Source organism: Methanolobus sp. WCC1 (assembly GCF_045690315.1).
Lineage (GTDB): Archaea > Halobacteriota > Methanosarcinia > Methanosarcinales > Methanosarcinaceae > Methanolobus > Methanolobus tindarius.
Map to the genome: position 1 here is coordinate 1,288,912 of NZ_CP146979.1, position 17,225 is coordinate 1,306,136.

Sequence of the window (17,225 nt, forward strand, 5' to 3'; positions counted from 1 at the left end):
TGCCCTTGTAAGTTAACGGCAAACAGCCTTACTTTATCTTCTCAAGTATGCTCTTGATAACCTGGTCAGTGGTCACGCCTCTTCTTTCAGCTTCGAAAGTGAGCACGACCCTGTGTCTGAGTACAGGATACGCCATGGCATCGATATCCTCGGCACTGACGTAATTACGTCCTTTGATAAGTGCCCTTGCCTTCGCTGCCAGGATAATACCAATGGATGCCCTTGGGGATGCACCGTATTCAATAAACTCACTGCTGATACGTGTTGACATGACAATTTTGATAGCCCTGTTCCTTATGTCATCTGCAACCGGAACGTCCCTTGTGAGTTTCTGAAGGTCAAGCAGTGTGTTCTTGTTAACAACCTTGTTGACACTTGGAGAAATTGATTTTGTATAGCGGTTTACTATCTCTATCTCATCTTCGTAGCTTGGATAATCTACAAGGATCTTAAGCAGGAACCTGTCAAGCTGGGCTTCTGGAAGCGGGAAAGTTCCTTCCATTTCTATGGGGTTCTGGGTTGCCAGTATGAAAAAAGGCTGTTCAAGGATGTACGTGTCATTTCCAACAGTTATCTGCTTTTCCTGCATGGCTTCAAGTAAAGATGACTGTGTCTTGGGTGAAGCACGGTTTATTTCATCAGCAAGCACGATGTTTGCAAAAATAGGTCCGTATTCGAACTTAAATTCCTTGTGTCCGTCATTTTCTTCAATTATCTGGGTTCCTGTGATATCCGCAGGCATAAGGTCAGGTGTACACTGTATCCTGCTGAAGTTCAGGTCCATTGATTTTGATATGGTGGAAATTGTAAGAGTTTTTCCAAGACCCGGATTACTTTCCACAAGTGCATGCCCGTTACAAAGTATTGCGATTACTATCTGTTCTACCGTTTCTGCCTGGCCTACAACTACCTTTCCAATTTCATTGAAAAGGGTCACGAACATATCACCAGCCATTTTATATGTTTGTGACAGGTCCCTTGAGTTTATCTCACTAGCCATTGTTATCTCCTTTATCTTTGTCCTGTGAATTAAGTTGTATTAATAGAATTTTGTAAATTGTAAAATTATGTTCGTTTTAAATTTTACTATAAATGATAAATATTTAATCTGCCTCTGCCAGAGCTTCAAAGTATTCCCTGATGATAGTCTCGTAGCCATCAGGCAGTTCCTCATCATATGTCTGGGATGAAATTATACTTCTCTCGTAAGGTGATGACTGGTCAAAGTCAGTGTCCGATTCCTCTGATTCGTTTCCTTCTACAAAGCCGACACCGGATCCTGCAGGTAATGTTAGGTCAACTTCTTTCCCATCTTCAATGATTATTGCAGTGTCTCCTGTGAGATTCTCTGTAAGTGAATTACTGTCTTCATCACTTCCTTCGTCATCGAAAACAAAAATATCGTCTCCGGATGATGTATCGTCACCGTTACCTATTCCAGGAATGCTGTCTACTACATCCCCAAGCTCACTCTGATCAAAAAGATTGGTGCGTACATCATGGTCTACTACATATACCGTTGTTGTACTGGAAACCAGGATAAGCACAACTCCAATTACCAGTTTACCTTTTATGAGAAGGGCTGATGAAGCAATAACTGCAATCTTTGATGATACCGAACTTAGAAGGTCTGCAACAATGAGGTTTCCCTCGTTGGCATTATCATATGCGGTTCTCAGTTTTTCATGCAGTTCCGGGTTCTTTTTCTCAATAAGTGGAATTGCTTTTGTCTTATCATCCCTACGATGACGAATCACTGTTATAATTAGTGAAAAGAAAGCTGCTACAAAAGATAATGCAAGAGTCTCAAATGCAATACTGATTCCCAGAATATCATAAGAAGTTCCTGCACGGACTTCAAAACTACTGAGATACGGGAAAACCTGATCCATGCGGAAATAGAATAACAATAAATACAGAATTATTGCAGTTCCGAAAAAATCCAGAATTTTGTATAACCTGCGATATTTTTTGAGTGCAGCTTCCTGTTTTTTAACAAAACTCCTGACGTCCGTATCCATAATTGCACCGCTTTTTTCTGTAAGGTAAATTTTAGTTTTCTGTATATATCAGTTGGATTTACAACCGGAATCTAATTCCGGGTAAGAACCAAGCATTTTTAGCATCCCTACGCTCGACTCTATGTTATATATTGCATCTTTTATAATATCATCGCTTATTTTTCCCTCGAAGTCAATGTAGAAAACATAGTCTCCCAGTACTTTCTTTGATGGTCTTGACTCTATCCTTGTGAGATTGATATTATGTCCTGCAAATTCTCCCAGTATGGAATAAAGCGCACCCGGACGGTCGCGGTCAAGATAAACTATTATTGATGTTTTGTAAGGAATATCCGAATCCACAAGTCTCAGGGATTTGACTAAATCTTCTGCGGTCTCAGATCTTGCAATAACAACAAAACGTGTATGGTTGTGTTTCCTGTCCTGAATATCAGGCATCAGAATATCCAGTTTATATACATCTGCTGTTTCCGGGGAGGCTATTGCAGCCATTTCCTCAAATTCCGTAGCAAGTTTTGCAGCATGGGACGTGCTTCCTGTGGTTCTCAGCTCTGCAAGCGGGAATGTCTTTTTCACAAAGTTGCGGCACTGTCCAAGAGCCTGCGGATGTGAAAGTATAACTTTGATATCTTCTTTTCTGCCATTTGAAAGAAGACAGTGTTCTATCGTAACAATGGCCTCACCGATGATGGTTACATCCTTTTCAAGAAGCAGGTCAAGGGTAACACCAACTGATCCTTCAATTGAATTTTCAAGTGGCACTACACCAATGTCACATTCTTCATTTTCCAGCAGGGAAAAAACATCCTGAATATCCGAGCAATGCTCAAGATTATTATCTTCTCCCGGTACGTTTTCTGCAATCCACTGCTTTGCAGCTTTTTCTGAATATGAGCCTTTAAGCCCGAGTACTCCAATTCTCATTCTGTTCCTCAATGACCCTAATCTAAGAAAATCTTTTCATCATTCTTGTTCAAGGGCTTTAAATATTTTCTTCTCAAGGTCTTCATGCCTGTTGTCCAGAAGAGTTATGTCCTTCTCAGCAGTAACAAGCTTTTCTATATATTCATCATCTTTGTCATCTGGCATGGATGTTATATCCGGAAGGTCTTTAAGATCCTGTATTTCAGGGTTGATGTCTTCTTCAATTTTAGCAAGCATGCCGATCTGTTCTTTTAACTCTGCCCTTTTATCCTCATCAGGGATTTCTTTTATCTTATCTTCCATATCCTTTCTGCGGGCAGGCAGCTTATCTGCTATAGTATAAATCCTGTCAAGCATCTGGGCCATTATAGCTTTGTCAAAGATGATATCTTCAGTATGGATCTCAGGTTCTTTCTCCCTCGTGATTTTTCCTGTATCTTCTTTTGGCGGCATGCACACGTAGTCTTCACTGAACACTCTCTGGTTCATGTATGTGGGGGAAACTATCTCTATGTCAGAGTTATGCAGCTTATCAATTACATTCTTCTTAAAATCCGATCTTGCAGTGATTATCCTGTCAATATCCTTCAGAAGACCCCCGACTTTGTAGCTTATTGAGAAGTCGCCCAGTTTCTCTACATGCACAAAAGGATTTTCAAGTCCTGTAGTTTCAGCAGCCTGAAGAAGACTTTTTTCAATATCCTTTCTGGGTATATTGTATCCCAGTGAAACACCTGTAGTAATAATAGTACCTGATGACCTTATGGTTTTCAGGGGTTTTGATACAAGTGTCAGGTTAGGGATTGTAATCAGATCACGGTCAATAGACTGGACCTGAGTATGCAGGAAGTAAATCTCTGTAACCCTGCCAAAGGTTCCGTCGGTTTTGATGAAATCTCCTACCCTGAACGGATTAATCAGGCGGAGCATAATACCTGCCATTGCATTTGCCACAAAAGTCGTGGAAGAGAAAGTGATTATGGCACCGATGACAATACTCACAAAAGTCAGGACAAGGTTCTTGTCTTCAACGTTAATTGGCAATGTGAATATCGTGAGCAAAAGTCCGATTGCCAGTATTATTATGTATATAATCTGCTGAATTATCCTTTCCCTGGAAAAGAGGTTCTTTTTGTGGAACAAATAATTAAAGATGAGTATTAGCGAGAGGGTTACCAGTAATGATATTATTCCCGGGATTAATTGATTTATGTCCACGTTTCCCCTCTTTTATTCTCTTTGATCTTAGTTCAGCAAACTCTCTTTGTTTTGCCCAGTGTTGATAATTTTGATAATCGCCTTAATCATCATCAATTCATCCTATATATAATGTAGATTGTATAATGTAAATTTCCCCGGTGTCGCCAGTTAATACATTTCTTTATCGGTTTTTTCATCCCATTCTTTGAGAAGTTCGAGACATTCTTTCCTGTCAATGTTGATGATTTCCAGCGGACTCTTGTCGGCATCTCCTCTGATAAATTTGTAGAAAAGGCTGTCATCAAATCCTATTGCTGCAACATCTTCTTTGTTAGTTCCAAAATACACTTTTGTTATTCGTGCCCAGTAGATTGCTGCAAGACACATGGGACATGGCTGTGAACTTGTATAAATCTCACAGTCAGAAAGGTCAAATTTGTCCAAGACCTCGGATGCCTGACGAATTGCCAGGACTTCAGCATGAGCTGTGGGGTCATTGGTAACTAATACCCTGTTGTGTGCTCTGGATATTATTTTTCCGTCCTTGACTATAATTGCCCCGAAAGGTCCTCCATGATTGTGTTCCATTCCCTCCCTTGCTTCATCTATTGCAATCTGCATGAATTTTTCCATGAAACAGTATGACTATTTATTGGTTTTAAATGAAGTGGTAGATTCAACCGGTAAATTCGATGTTTTGAGATTTTTTTGTGAATTATATTTAAAATAAAACTTTATAAGGCATTTATTATGTCAGAAAATAAGTATTATAGCTTCATCATCATTTCAAAACTTTATTTTCTTTTAATCTGAAATTAAAGCTTTATTTCGTCTTTTCTATGGTAAGTATGTTTATATTTGCATTTGAGAATCTGGGAATTGTAAGATCGCATGTTAATGTACCAACCACCAACCACCATCATCACCAACCACCAACAATGTACCACCTCGTACACCACCAATAACATGTGATCTTTCTACCAATCACAAAATCACAATTTCATATCGTATACCACCAAACAACACTGAATAACAAATCTGAAAAACAATATCTGAAAAATCAGAAAAAGAGAACAAGAACAAAAACAGAGGAATATCAGAATTATAAGGAGGATTGGATAAATGAAAAGAAATACTCTTAATTATATAGTGGATATGCCACTATTATTACAGTCAGTCGTAGTAAGCGTAACAGGAGTTGTCCTGATGTATGGAAGCCATGGAACCAGTTTCCTTGGATTTGACAGCAGGGAACTCCTTCATATGCATGAACAGATAGGGATACTGATGGTTGCATTCTCAGTAATACATCTGGTATTACACTGGAAATGGATGGCTTGCACAACAAAGAACTTGCTGACCGGTAAGAGCAGCCTTTCTGCAAAGTGTGAAACCGCACAACCAGTTCCGGTTGAAGACTAATTTATTAATTACAGGTATCTGGGATTTTCCCACTTATCTATAATTTATTTCTATTTTTCTGCTCTCCATAGTTCCCATAATTACTATAATTCCTGTATATTTCAGATATACCTGACCTTTTTTTCCGGCTTATCGTAAAGCTATTTATTCCTTCGCGTATTTCCCTGTTATATTATACTAAAGGTGAAATGATGCAGCTAAAAGTTCAACCTATTGATATTAAGGTCGGCAAATACAAGGTAGTACTCAATACCATTGATGCCAAGGAGATGGGAGTAAATGAAGGTGACAGGGTAAGAATCAGGGATCACAGAGTCCTGACAGCTATTGTTGATTTCACAGAGGATATGATAGCTCCCGGAATGATAGGGCTGTATCATGAAGTTCATGAACAACTTCAGAAAGAGTGGACAGAAACAGTTGAAGTCGAACCAGCAGAAAAACCAAAATCCGCACGCATAATCAGAAAGGTTATGGATGGCCAGAGGCTGGAAAGAGATGAGATTTACGAGCTAGTCAAGGATATTGTTGAAGAGAACCTGAATGATATTGAACTGGCTGCTTTCCTTACTGCTACCTACATTAAAGATATGAGTGAGGATGAGACCGAATGGCTTACCAGGGCAATGATTGATACGGGTGAACGCATAGAGTTTGCCACAACTCCTATCATGGACAAACACTCCATTGGTGGAGTTCCCGGAAACAAAATCTCTCTTTTGATTGTTCCTATTGTTGCAGCTAATGGCTTGCTTATCCCTAAAACAAGTTCCCGTGCAATTACAGGTGCAGGCGGAACAGCAGATCTAATGGAAATTCTGGCTCCCGTAGAATTCACAGCCCAGCAGATCAAGGAAATGACCGAGAAAGTCGGTGGTGTAATCGTATGGGGCGGTGCAACTAATATTGCACCTGCTGATGACAAACTTATCAGGATCGAGTATCCGCTTTCAATTGACCCGCACTGCCAGCTTCTGGCTTCAATAATGGCTAAAAAAGGTGCAGTCGGAGCACAGAAAGTTGTTATGGATATTCCTACCGGAGCAGGTACTAAGATTCCTGATGTGAAAACCGGAAGGAAACTTGCAAGGGACCTTATCAACCTTGGAGACCGTCTTGGTATGGATGTTGATTGTGCGCTGACATATGGAGCTTCTCCTGTTGGAAGAACAGTTGGTCCTGCTCTTGAGGTTATTGAAGCATTGCAGGTTCTTGAAACAATGGAAGGTCCTAACAGTCTTATTGAAAAGAGTGCAGTTCTTGCAGGTATGCTCCTTGAGATGGGAGGTGTTGCTGCAAAAGGACAGGGCCATGACCTTGCAATAGAAACCCTGAAAAACGGCAAAGCATTTGCAAAACTGAAAGAGATTATTGAGATACAGGGCGGAGACCCCAGTGTAACTTACAGGGATATCAAAGTAGGCCAGTATACCGCGGAATTGAAGGCTCCTACAAATGGATATGTACTTGAGTTCCATAACAAGCGCATTGTTCAGATTGCAAGGCTTGCAGGCGCCCCAAATGATAAGGGTGCAGGTGTAAGGATTCACAAGAAGCGTGGTGAGGCAGTTGAAGCTGGTCAGCCAGTACTTACAATCTATGCTGAAAAAGAAGACAAGCTGGCAGATGCAATTAAAAATGCAAGGGAAGACCTTCCGATTGTTGTAGAAGGTATGCTTCTTGAGAAAGTTGCTGATGTAACAGAACTCTGAAAACGATCAACATGCCTGAAAAAATAGTAATATTAAGACTTGGCCACCGTCCGCAGCGTGACAAGAGGATAACCACTCATGTTGGCCTGACAGCACGTGCCTTCGGTGCCAAAGGTATGCTTTTGGCATCGGATGATAAAAAGCTTTCAGAAAACATTGCCGATGTTTCCAACCGTTTTGGCGGTGATTTCTATGTTAATAATGATGTGAGCTGGAAAGCTGAGATCAAAAAATGGAAAGAAGACGGCGGCAAGGTTTGTCACCTGTCAATGTATGGGATTAACCTCCCGGATGCGGTTCCTGAGATAAAGGACTGTGAAAAGCTTATGATAGTTGTTGGTGCTGAAAAAGTCCCGTTTGAAATCTATGAAATGGCCGACTGGAATGTTGCAGTTGGAAACCAGCCTCATTCAGAAGTTGCCGCAGTAGCCGTTACCCTTGATCGCATAGCGGGAACCGATCCACTGAGGGCAGAATTTGAAGGCGGGGAATTGACAATAGTTCCTGAGAAATGTGGTAAAAAAGTAATTGACAGGAGAGAATAACGATTTCTCTTCAATCTCTTTTTACAGAAGGACCTTTGTAAATCCTTCTTCTTTCATAATTACCGTATCCCCGGTGTTTCGGATCTTCTCTTCTCTTTACATGCTGCTCGAAGAGTTCATCCAGTTCATCTTCATCAATTTCATCAGTATTTCTGTCTTTTTCTTCAGACATATTATCACAGAGATTAAATCGTCTTTATCAGCGGGTCATGCTCTATAAATTCCACATCAATTCCAAGTCTTTCTGCAAGCAACGGGCAGAGATCCTGCATTCCTGGGTTTTCGGTGGCGTAGTGTGTTGCATCCACAAGCAGCATGTCACTATAAGAACGCATTATGTCATGCTTTAATTCAGATGACACATAGGCATCGGCACCAAAACTTCTTGCAGTTTCAATGTACTCAGAGCGGAAGCCACTTCCTCCAAATACCATTACTTTTTTTATCTCATTAATGTTTCCTGCAAACATTACATGGGTTCCAAGGCTTTTGGAAACATGGTTGACAAAAGTATCCACAGAACATGGAGCAATGCTGCCTATGCGGCCGATGGGGATCTCCTGTATATCAGAAAGTCCAAGCCTCTTTGCCAGTGCATCGTTGATTCCGCCTTTAGCCTTATCGTAATTTGTATGCATTGAGTACATTGAAATCCCGTTATCAAGTGCAATTTTCAGGCTGTCTGCCAGTTTTTTATTGATGCAGTTCACTGCATGGAATATCAATGTGTGGTGTGTGACAAGTAAATCAGCCCCTATCATGGCTGCCCTGTTAAGTACATATTCTGTAGGATCAAGTGCAACAGCTATCTTTTTAATGTCGTTCTGCATGTCAAGGTTCAGACCTATCCTGCCGACATCAAAGTCTTCCGCCAGTTCAGGAGGGGCGATATCCTCCAGTACACTGATAACATCTTTTAGTTGCATAGAAAAAGAATAAATTCAAACTGATTTTAAGCTGTCGGAAAAAGCTTTGCAAATTTTGCACAATACTATAAGTTCACTATTATTTTTTGTATGTGTATACAATCGAAGCATTCAAATAGATGCACAGTATAATTATAAATAAATCTTATATATAGACTAACTAGTGGTTATTCGAGGATAGTTCATGAGGATAAAGACAGGCATAGAAGGTTTTGATGATCTGGTGCAGGGCGGTCTGCTCTCTGATCGTGTGTATCTGGTGAGTGGTCCACCAGGCAGTGGAAAAACAACTTTTTGCGTGCAATATCTGGCGCACGGTGCGGCTCTTGGCGAAACCGGACTTTATGTGACCTTACTTGAAAGTCCGCAGAACATTATCGATGATATGTCCAACTACTCCATGAATGTGCTCACCCTTATCAAGATGAAAAAGCTGCTCTTTGCAGATCTTGGTCCGAGGATGGAATATGGTTTCATGGATGAGATGAGTGAGTACATAACTCCTGACTATGAAGTTTCAACATCAGCAGGCGAGCATGAGGCTCCTTCACCTGCAATGGTATTCAGGGAAATCGCAGCCTATGTATCAGAGTATGATGTAAAAAGACTGGTCATAGATTCCGTTTCTGCAATCAGGTTCACCACAAGGGATCTCTCCTTGCAGGAAAAGGAAATGAGCCGTTTTATAAGGAATCTTAAGAAACTCGGCTGCACGACCATACTCATATCCGAGATGACCGATCCAAGTGCTTACTCTACTGAGCAGTTCGCTGCACATGGTGTAATATTCATGCACAATTTCCTTTATGATAAAACAATGACCCGTGCAATGCAAATTATCAAAATGCGTGGTACAAAGCATGATTGTAACATGCGTGCGGTTAATTTCGGTGATAAGGGTCTTGCTATAAGTGGCCTTCTTGAATGATGGTGTATCCAAATGGTAAGATTTTTCTCCAAAAAGGAAGAAAAAACCCAGCTTACTGATGCTGAGGTTGCTGAACTTACAAAAAGTGCCTATGATCTGGGCTATGAAGTAGGTTACCACAAGCATTCAGAACTGGGATGGGTTAGTGAACGCTATTCCATGCTGGAAGATCTTGCCAAAACAGCCGGATTTGCCACACTGGTAAAGGAACGTTACACCACGGGCAAATCAGAAGGCATCAAAGCCAAAGAAAGAGACATGCATGCAGGTCTCTCTAAAAAAGAGGCTGAAAAAGAGCGTCAAGATTCGAAAGTAGTATATGATATAAGTATATCTAGTAATACTAATGGTCGTATAGATTCCGGGTATGGAAGTTCCGTGGTAACTGATAAATCTATTGCAGGAATGATACTACGGCCTTCGCTTATGAATATGCCTGACTCTACTTCAAGAACCAAGGTCATTGACAGGCCTTCTCAGCTCAGGGGTTTTAAGCCCTTATATCCAAAAATATAGTACTAAAAACGATAGGTCCGGGATTTCTATGATTCGTAAAATGTTTTTTTGTCTGTTTTGTCTGACGTTTATTGCTTTATTGAGTTTACCTGCAATGGCATATACGCTTGATGACATTGAATGGAGCGATAGCGCTGCAAAGAGTGGCACTCTGAAATGGGGTGGAACTCTTACTCTGGACGATTACACAATAAAAGTTGAAGACTTTAATGAGGACGAGTACGTAAGTATAGGCATATACCGTGACGGTATTCTTGAAAAGAAATCCCCTGCACGTGCTGGAGAAGGCTTTGAATACAGGGACAGTGAAAATGGTGATGACCTTCGTATTCTCGTTAAGAAAGTAACTCTAAATCTCGATGAATGGACAGGCAATATGGATAATCCAACTGCTGCAATCGAAGTTTATGATCGAGGTATTCCTGAGATGGGTATAGTTATTGACACCGAATCTGATGAATATGATCCACGTACTGTAACATACCGTTCAATTATTGCAACTATTGATATAGACAATGAAGGTGACGCTGAAGCTGAGGATCTTACAGTAGAGATTGATACCGATGGTATGGAACTTATTGATGGTAAGACATCATATCACTTTACTTCAATAGCAGAAGATGAAGTGCTTGACCAGATAGAGATTGAACTTGAGATTCCTGAATACTGGGATGAGACTGATGTTGACATTACAGTAACTACAAAGTCAGAAGACATAAATGGTGAGATTCATGAAGATTCAGAAACAGAGACAATTACCATTCTGCCTGTTGTAGAACTTCTCGTCACAAAAACTGTAACTGAAGAAATATATATCGATGAAACTGCTCATGTTTCCGTGAGTATATGGAACAATGGAATATACACCCTGAGTTCTGTGACACTAAACAATCCGCAGACAGGCGATCTCGAAGTCCAGGATAATGTCGAGACAGAAGTAAAACTGTCTTTAACTTCTAAAGAAACTGCAGGGAAAATACTGGAGTATACCTTAAAACCAACCAAGACCGGTACTTTTACTATCCCTGCTGCAACGGCTACTTTTACTGATCCGAATGGAAAAACTCACACTTTTAAATCAGATACTCCCAAATTAAAAATTGACGGACCTGATATAGTTATTACTAAAACAGTAAGTCCTGAATCAGTAAGTTCCGGTGATGAGGTTACAGTTAAGGTTACCGTGAAAAACCAGGGAACAAAGGATGCCAGTGTAACTACAACCGAAACAATGCCAGAGAACGCAACTTATGTTAGTGGCGATCTTAGTTTCCATGATGTTGCAACACATGGAAAAAGCTATACTTATTCTTATATAGTAAAAGTTGAAGGAACAGAGGATATTAAAGTTCCTGAGACAACTGCAACATTCATTGATTTTGAAGAGTACAAAGGTGAAAGGGTTTCAAATATGCCTGTTATAACAGTTGTTGACCCTTCAGAAGAAGTAACAACTGAAAGTTCGTCCTCGTCTTCATCATCAAGCTCATCAAGTGCTTCACAAAGTATTTCAGATGACAATACTGATGATTATATTTACGATGAAGAGGATGACAGGGTTGAACCGGGATTTGAAGCAAGCTTTATGATACTTGCAATGTTTGCAGTTTATTTCGTATCAAAACGCAAAGACAGGTAATGACTTTATGAGACAGCAAATCTTCCTTTTCATAGGACTGACTGTGCTGTTATCACACCTCTGTATTGTTGCAAGTGCACAGTCAGAAGATGTTGAATGGCTGGATGCGGAGGAGTACACTCTTTATTGGGGCGATGAGGTCAACCACAGCGGCTATCTTATAAAAGCTGAGGATTTCTCGCCTGCAAAACCTATTGATGTCGAAACTGATTATGTGATGCTTACCATCAACAGTGTCTATGGAGATTCATGGGGAGCAATTTTAAGTAATAATACAGTTGGTCTTACAAATAATAGTGTTTTTGACGACAGATTAAATATCACTGCAATTGAAATAATTACAGGCAATGATATACCGGCACCGTACACTGTTTTAAGCGTTGCTGTCTCTAATTCAACCGGATCAATTCCAAAAATAGTTAAAAAAATTGATGCAACATTTGAATTTGATGAGAAGTTCAGTGATGAAATATACATGGGAGAAAGAGCTTATTATATCCTTGATATCACGCATATGGAGCCGGAACCGGTTGATTCAGTCACTATAAAAGCAGTGTTGCCCGATGGTCTTGTATTCGATCCCGATTCAGACGGTGTTTGGAATTACTCTTTTAACTCATATGGTACAAAGACGCTTCAATATTCTGTAAAAGCATTAAAACCGGGTACTTATGAGATTAACGGGACTTTAATAAATGCAGAGTTAAACGAAAGAGTATATTCCAAAGAAATGAATTCTTCCACTCTTGTGGTCCACGGTCCTGACATAAAAGTTAGTAAGACGCTTGATGCATATAGTGTCAATTTGAATGAAAATGTAAATATGACTGTTGATGTGGTTAACGAAGGTGACAGGGCAGCTTATATAAGTCTTACAGACCAGCTTCCGGTCGGGGGTAAAATAATTTCTGGCGTAATGGGTGGAAGTCTTGTATTACATCCGGACAGTACATTTTCAGTAGAATATACGGTGCAAATGGGTAAAGGAGGAGAAATTATCATTCCTTCAGCTGTTGTCAAATTTGTAGATTCAAGTGAATATTCAGGGACATCATATTCTAAAAAAATCCTCCTTGAGGTTATTGATCCTGATGTCGTTGTGGCAACAAGTGCCGGTAGTGGGGATATTGAGGACGATGTAGATTATACTGAGGAAACGGTTGTAACTGATGAAAGTTCCAATCAGACTCAGGAATCTCTCGAGCCAGAGGAGGATCATGGTAAACTGCAATTCCTGTATGATATCCTGGACAAAATTACGGAATTTTTGAGCAATACCAAAGACAAAATACTATGATGTCATTTTCTGGCATGAGAATATTTCTATAAGTTACTCTATATTTGTTTAAGAGGGTAGTTTACATGACAAAATCCAGACAGCATGGAAACAAATCCACCCTTATCCTGACACATGGGGATTCGGATGGAGTATGTTCCGGTGCTATTGCAAAAAGTGCATATCCTGAAGGTGATGTTTATTTCACATCTCCTGTCGGTGTCCTAGATGACCTGAACCTTGCAGACGGTTATGAAAACGTTGTAATTTGCGATATTGCTGTTGATGAAAGGCATTGCACTGAGTTGTTTAAAAAGCTTCATGAGGTTGCATCAGTTTCTAATCTTACGTACATAGATCATCATCCTTTACCGGAAAAATGCATAAGTGCAGACTGGCTTCATCATGATCTTACTGTTTGTGCCTCGGAACTTACATATAAGGTTCTTCAGAAAAGGCTTAGCAGGGATATGCGCAGGGTGGCTATTTATGGTGCTATCGGGGATTATTATGATAACAGTCCTTCTGTGAAAGAGTGGCTGCGTGATTGGGACAAAAGAAGCCTGTTTTTCCAGGCCGGCACACTTATTCAGGCACTCATCTATTCAGGAAGGAACTATGATTTTAAGAGGAAGCTGGTTCTGCCGCTGTCCCATGATAAGATACCTACAGCTATACCGGGTGTATTAAAGTATGCAAAAGAAGGTGCTGACCTTGAGGAACAGCTCCGCATTCATGTGAAACATGAAGTTAAAACTCTCCAGAACCTGGCTTATGTGGTCGACCCCAATGGTTATATGTCAAAATCCGCTATATATGCTGCTTCCTACGGACAGCGGGATGTGGGCATATCTGCCGAATTCCGCCATAAGAGGAATGTTTATGATATGAGTCTGCGTTCAAGAAATTCAGAATCCGTGGACCTGAATCGTTTACTTCGCAGAATAGCACCCTCATTCGGAGGAAGTGGCGGTGGACATGCATCTGCTGCAGGTGCACGAATTCCTAAGGAATCATTTGATGCTTTCCTTCGCGAGTTCGATAAGGCTATAGGTGTGCAGAAGAGCAGAGCTGCAAAATTATAATGGTACTTAAAAACGGTTGTGTAAACGGCAGTAATGGCGGTATAAATGGCAAAGAAGACTGATGAGATTGAGGGCATAAATTTCGAGATTATTTTTTCAGGGAGATCCAATGTCGGTAAGTCTTCTATTATGAGGGAGCTTACAGGAAAGAATGTAAAAGTAGGCAAGCGTCCTGGTGTGACACTGAAACCCACTCATGTTAGATATTCTGATTTGCTTCTGACTGATCTGCCTGGGTTTGGTTTTATGAGCGGTGTTAAGGACCGCAAGCAGGATATTGTGAAAGACCAGATAGTGCGTTATATCGAAAAAAACACAGACCGTATTAATGTTGCTGTGCTTGTCATTGATGGCGCTTCATTTTTAGAAATAGTAAAACGCTGGGAGGAGCGTAACGAGCTCCCAATTGACATCGAGATGTTTGAGCTTTTCCGGGAGCTGGGTTTTGATATAATCCTGGCTGTAAATAAGGTTGACAAGATTAAAAACAACGAGTTAGATGCGACACTGGACCAGATATGCGATAAACTCAACATGCGGCCTCCATGGAGGCAGTGGCTTGACACCGTTGCTCCGATAAGTGCAAAAAAAGGTGATATTAAAACTTTGAAATCACTTATCAGGCAGAGGTTGCATAATGAAAAGAGGGATGACCTGTTCAAGTATTTCTGACCAGAAAACAAAATAAGTATCTTCCAAAGGCTTCGGTAATCATCAAGCTATCATATACGGGATAAGTTATTTTCAAACATTACTCAGGTAATATTCTTTATTCATCTGACCCTGAAAGTGGCACCGATATCATTAGCTATCTTTTCACATTTATCGATGTCAATTCCGTCCTGACCAACAACGGTCATGCGGGTTTTGATTCCTGCTTTTACCGCTTCTTTTGCAAAATCAAGAACTGCCCTGTATGACCCTTCATATTCCGGCTTGCAAATTTTGTTGTATATGTCTTCGGACTCTGCGTTTAGGCTAACTGAAACAGCACCAAGGCCAGCTGCTTTTAACTCCGCTATAATATTCCTGCCGGGATTCATGAGTGCCGCATGGCCATTTGTGTCAAGCCTGACATGCATTCCTTTTTTGTTTAGCCATTCTGTTATATGGAGAACAGTATCAAAACGACAGGTTGGTTCGCCAAAACCTGTGAATACAACTTCTTTGAAATTGTCAAGGTCATGTTTTTTAAGGTCTGATATTATTTCCTGTTCAGTTGGTTCCCTGGACAGGCGGAGATTGTAACCATAAACCCCGTCACATCCTTCCCTGATGCAGAATGTACATTTTGCACTGCACTGGTTGGTTATGTTAAGATAGAGGTTTCCAAATGCTTCATAGCTGATAGTGCCTTCAAACATAGGAATTGTATTCTCTTTGTTTTCATCTTTCAACTAGTAACCTCCACTATTTTTTCCAGACCAGTTTCCATCTGTGATTATTTTGTAGTTGACAGGCGGGATTTTCTTCAGGAAATACATGAGAGCCGAGAGCCCGTTTTCAAGCACAATTTCTTCCCTAAAGTACCACTCACCTTCATAGATATCCAGCTTTTCCAGTGTATTTTTGCTTATCTCGTACACTTCGCCCTTAATAGTTGACACTGGCATTTGAGATATATTTTCGGGTTTGAGAACTCCCGGGAATGCTCCAAAGTCAAGCATCACGTAACTTTCAGTTGTCTGTGTTGTACACAAAAAACGTGAGCTATCAAGGAGCTCATGATTTGGGTCACCTTTTTTGAGAGTACCGTAAACAAAGATATTCATTAACTGAGTCCCACATTCAGTTTCATTAATGTCTTCTGGACAGGGTCAGGCAATTGACCGCACTGTATGGCTTTCATCTGTTCAGGTGTTATCATTTTAATGGCTGTGGTCATAAGCCTGTCAGAGAGCATGAGTTTGTCCATAAGTTTGCGTACATAGACTGCGGTTTTTATTTCAAGTCCCATCTGCTGTCTCCATCTTGTGTCATATTCCTGAAGCCTGCATTTGCCATTGAGGAATTCTGCGGCAGTCTCACCTGCAAGTTTTCCACCGACCATTGCAGTGGATATTCCTCCTCCGTTGGTTGCGATAATATGACCTGCGGCATCGCCAGCTATCAGTGTGTTGTGTGATGCAGTTACTTTCGGTGCTCCGCCTACGGGAACCAGTCCTGCAACAACTGAAGTTATGGATGCATCTTCAAGTTTTTTGCTTGCTATTGGGTGCTTGTACATGAAGCGTTCAAGATAATCCCTTGCACAGAGGTGTTCTTCAAAAAGAGCTTCCCTGATTCCTACACCTATGTTTGCGGTATCTCCTCCCTGTGAGATTATCCATGCATATCCGCCAGGAACGAAATCCTTGCCGAAATACATCTCAACGGCTTCTTTGTCAATGTCAACTCCACTGAGCTCATACTCAAAAGCAGTTCCTGTTCCCATGGGGTCAGGGTCACGGATCATGTTGGAAGCTTTTCCAACTATGGAATTTGGTCCGTCTGCACCGATTATGACTTTGCCTTCTACTTCAAATTCACCGAAAGCACCGTCCATGAAGAGTCTGGTTTCGTCCACTTCGGTTACATTTGTCCCAACAAGTAGTTCGGCTCCTGCTTTTGCAGCCTCTTTTGCAAGGTGTTTGTCAAAACGTCTCCTGTCAATTGCATCAGCGTCAACATCGAAACCTTTTGACAGGCCGTTTGGTGCTATGAAACGCTGGTATGAAGCAGTTGCATGTATGCAGTTTGATGGTATTTCTTCTAAGGTTACCGGGAGTTCTGCATTTGGAACCAGTTCCTGCAGAACGGGATAATGCGGAAGGAAACCCCCGCATTGCAGAGGTACTCCTATATCTTTTTTCTTTTCAACAAGGAGTACAGACATGTCGTTTTCTGCAGCGTACATTGCTGCGGTGGAACCGGCCGGACCAGCTCCGACCACAATAATATCATAGGAATCTTCAGGCGTCATGGTTGTTTTAAGGATTTGTGAATTGTTTTCTGCAGTTTGCACAAGTTTGCGGACCAAAAAGTGTATTTT

At 40.9% G+C, this 17,225-nt stretch carries 19 protein-coding genes; 9 read left to right on the top strand and 10 right to left on the bottom strand.

Annotated features, from left to right (window positions below; translation table 11 throughout):
* Positions 1 to 28: 28 nt before the first annotated feature.
* The 5 genes from V7O61_RS06300 to V7O61_RS06320 all read right to left on the bottom strand — a co-directional run bounded on the left by V7O61_RS06300 (position 29) and on the right by V7O61_RS06320 (position 4,778).
* Positions 29 to 1,000, bottom strand: coding sequence for a MoxR family ATPase (locus tag V7O61_RS06300; RefSeq protein WP_288069368.1), 972 nt, complete (start codon positions 998 to 1,000; stop codon positions 29 to 31).
* Positions 1,001 to 1,103: 103 nt separating this feature from the next.
* Complete coding sequence (locus V7O61_RS06305) at positions 1,104 to 2,021, bottom strand: hypothetical protein (RefSeq protein ID WP_407282397.1); 918 nt, start codon at positions 2,019 to 2,021, stop codon at positions 1,104 to 1,106.
* A gap of 48 nt (positions 2,022 to 2,069) precedes the next feature.
* Entirely contained in the window at positions 2,070 to 2,945 is an 876-nt protein-coding gene (pheA, locus tag V7O61_RS06310) for a prephenate dehydratase (protein WP_407282396.1), read from the bottom strand.
* Between the two features lie 39 nt (positions 2,946 to 2,984).
* The gene (locus V7O61_RS06315) at positions 2,985 to 4,163 is read right to left on the bottom strand and encodes a mechanosensitive ion channel domain-containing protein (RefSeq protein WP_407282395.1); all 1,179 of its coding nucleotides are present in this window, start codon (positions 4,161 to 4,163) and stop codon (positions 2,985 to 2,987) included.
* 150 nt (positions 4,164 to 4,313) lie between these two features.
* On the bottom strand, positions 4,314 to 4,778 hold the full coding sequence (locus tag V7O61_RS06320) for a nucleoside deaminase (protein WP_288069375.1): 465 nt from the start codon (positions 4,776 to 4,778) through the stop codon (positions 4,314 to 4,316).
* A 489-nt stretch (positions 4,779 to 5,267) separates the two neighbouring features.
* On the opposite strand from V7O61_RS06320, the gene V7O61_RS06325 reads away from it, so the two are divergent.
* The 3 genes from V7O61_RS06325 to V7O61_RS06335 all read left to right on the top strand — a co-directional run bounded on the left by V7O61_RS06325 (position 5,268) and on the right by V7O61_RS06335 (position 7,824).
* Positions 5,268 to 5,567, top strand: coding sequence for a DUF4405 domain-containing protein (locus V7O61_RS06325; RefSeq protein WP_407282394.1), 300 nt, complete (start codon positions 5,268 to 5,270; stop codon positions 5,565 to 5,567).
* 191 nt (positions 5,568 to 5,758) lie between these two features.
* Positions 5,759 to 7,279, top strand: coding sequence for an AMP phosphorylase (locus V7O61_RS06330; protein WP_023846344.1), 1,521 nt, complete (start codon positions 5,759 to 5,761; stop codon positions 7,277 to 7,279).
* An 11-nt stretch (positions 7,280 to 7,290) separates the two neighbouring features.
* Positions 7,291 to 7,824, top strand: a complete 534-nt coding sequence (locus V7O61_RS06335; protein ID WP_407282393.1) for a tRNA (cytidine(56)-2'-O)-methyltransferase — start codon at positions 7,291 to 7,293, stop codon at positions 7,822 to 7,824.
* A gap of 10 nt (positions 7,825 to 7,834) precedes the next feature.
* Here the strand turns inward: V7O61_RS06335 and V7O61_RS06340 are convergent, their stop codons facing one another.
* Entirely contained in the window at positions 7,835 to 7,996 is a 162-nt protein-coding gene (locus V7O61_RS06340) for a hypothetical protein (protein ID WP_023846346.1), read from the bottom strand.
* 13 nt (positions 7,997 to 8,009) lie between these two features.
* Positions 8,010 to 8,750, bottom strand: coding sequence for a Nif3-like dinuclear metal center hexameric protein (locus tag V7O61_RS06345; RefSeq protein WP_407282392.1), 741 nt, complete (start codon positions 8,748 to 8,750; stop codon positions 8,010 to 8,012).
* Positions 8,751 to 8,934: 184 nt separating this feature from the next.
* On the opposite strand from V7O61_RS06345, the gene V7O61_RS06350 reads away from it, so the two are divergent.
* The 6 genes from V7O61_RS06350 (at position 8,935) to engB (ending at position 14,866) form a co-directional block, all read left to right on the top strand.
* Positions 8,935 to 9,678: an ATPase domain-containing protein gene (locus V7O61_RS06350; RefSeq protein ID WP_023846348.1), complete on the top strand. Its 744-nt coding sequence runs from the start codon at positions 8,935 to 8,937 to the stop codon at positions 9,676 to 9,678.
* 12 nt (positions 9,679 to 9,690) lie between these two features.
* Entirely contained in the window at positions 9,691 to 10,194 is a 504-nt protein-coding gene (locus V7O61_RS06355; RefSeq protein WP_407282391.1) for a hypothetical protein, read from the top strand.
* Between the two features lie 94 nt (positions 10,195 to 10,288).
* Positions 10,289 to 11,833: a BatD family protein gene (locus V7O61_RS06360; RefSeq protein WP_407282390.1), complete on the top strand. Its 1,545-nt coding sequence runs from the start codon at positions 10,289 to 10,291 to the stop codon at positions 11,831 to 11,833.
* Between the two features lie 7 nt (positions 11,834 to 11,840).
* On the top strand, positions 11,841 to 13,130 hold the full coding sequence (locus V7O61_RS06365) for a hypothetical protein (protein WP_407282389.1): 1,290 nt from the start codon (positions 11,841 to 11,843) through the stop codon (positions 13,128 to 13,130).
* A 65-nt stretch (positions 13,131 to 13,195) separates the two neighbouring features.
* Positions 13,196 to 14,194 carry a DHHA1 domain-containing protein gene (locus V7O61_RS06370; RefSeq protein WP_407282388.1) on the top strand — a complete coding sequence of 333 codons (999 nt, stop codon included), beginning with the start codon at positions 13,196 to 13,198 and terminating at the stop codon, positions 14,192 to 14,194.
* A gap of 45 nt (positions 14,195 to 14,239) precedes the next feature.
* Complete coding sequence (gene engB / locus V7O61_RS06375) at positions 14,240 to 14,866, top strand: GTP-binding protein EngB (protein ID WP_407282387.1); 627 nt, start codon at positions 14,240 to 14,242, stop codon at positions 14,864 to 14,866.
* Positions 14,867 to 14,967: 101 nt separating this feature from the next.
* On the opposite strand, the gene V7O61_RS06380 is transcribed toward engB, so the two are convergent.
* From V7O61_RS06380 to V7O61_RS06390, 3 genes are read right to left on the bottom strand one after another with little or no spacing between them, the layout of a single operon-like run.
* Positions 14,968 to 15,591 (bottom strand): TatD family nuclease-associated radical SAM protein, encoded by a 624-nt coding sequence (locus V7O61_RS06380; RefSeq protein WP_407282386.1) that lies wholly within the window; start codon positions 15,589 to 15,591, stop codon positions 14,968 to 14,970.
* Positions 15,592 to 15,966: a gamma-glutamylcyclotransferase gene (locus V7O61_RS06385; protein WP_407282385.1), complete on the bottom strand. Its 375-nt coding sequence runs from the start codon at positions 15,964 to 15,966 to the stop codon at positions 15,592 to 15,594.
* The gene (locus V7O61_RS06390; RefSeq protein WP_407283416.1) at positions 15,966 to 17,156 is read right to left on the bottom strand and encodes a geranylgeranyl reductase family protein; all 1,191 of its coding nucleotides are present in this window, start codon (positions 17,154 to 17,156) and stop codon (positions 15,966 to 15,968) included. Before V7O61_RS06390 ends, V7O61_RS06385 begins: the two co-directional genes overlap by 1 nt.
* Between the last annotated feature and the right edge of the window lie 69 nt (positions 17,157 to 17,225).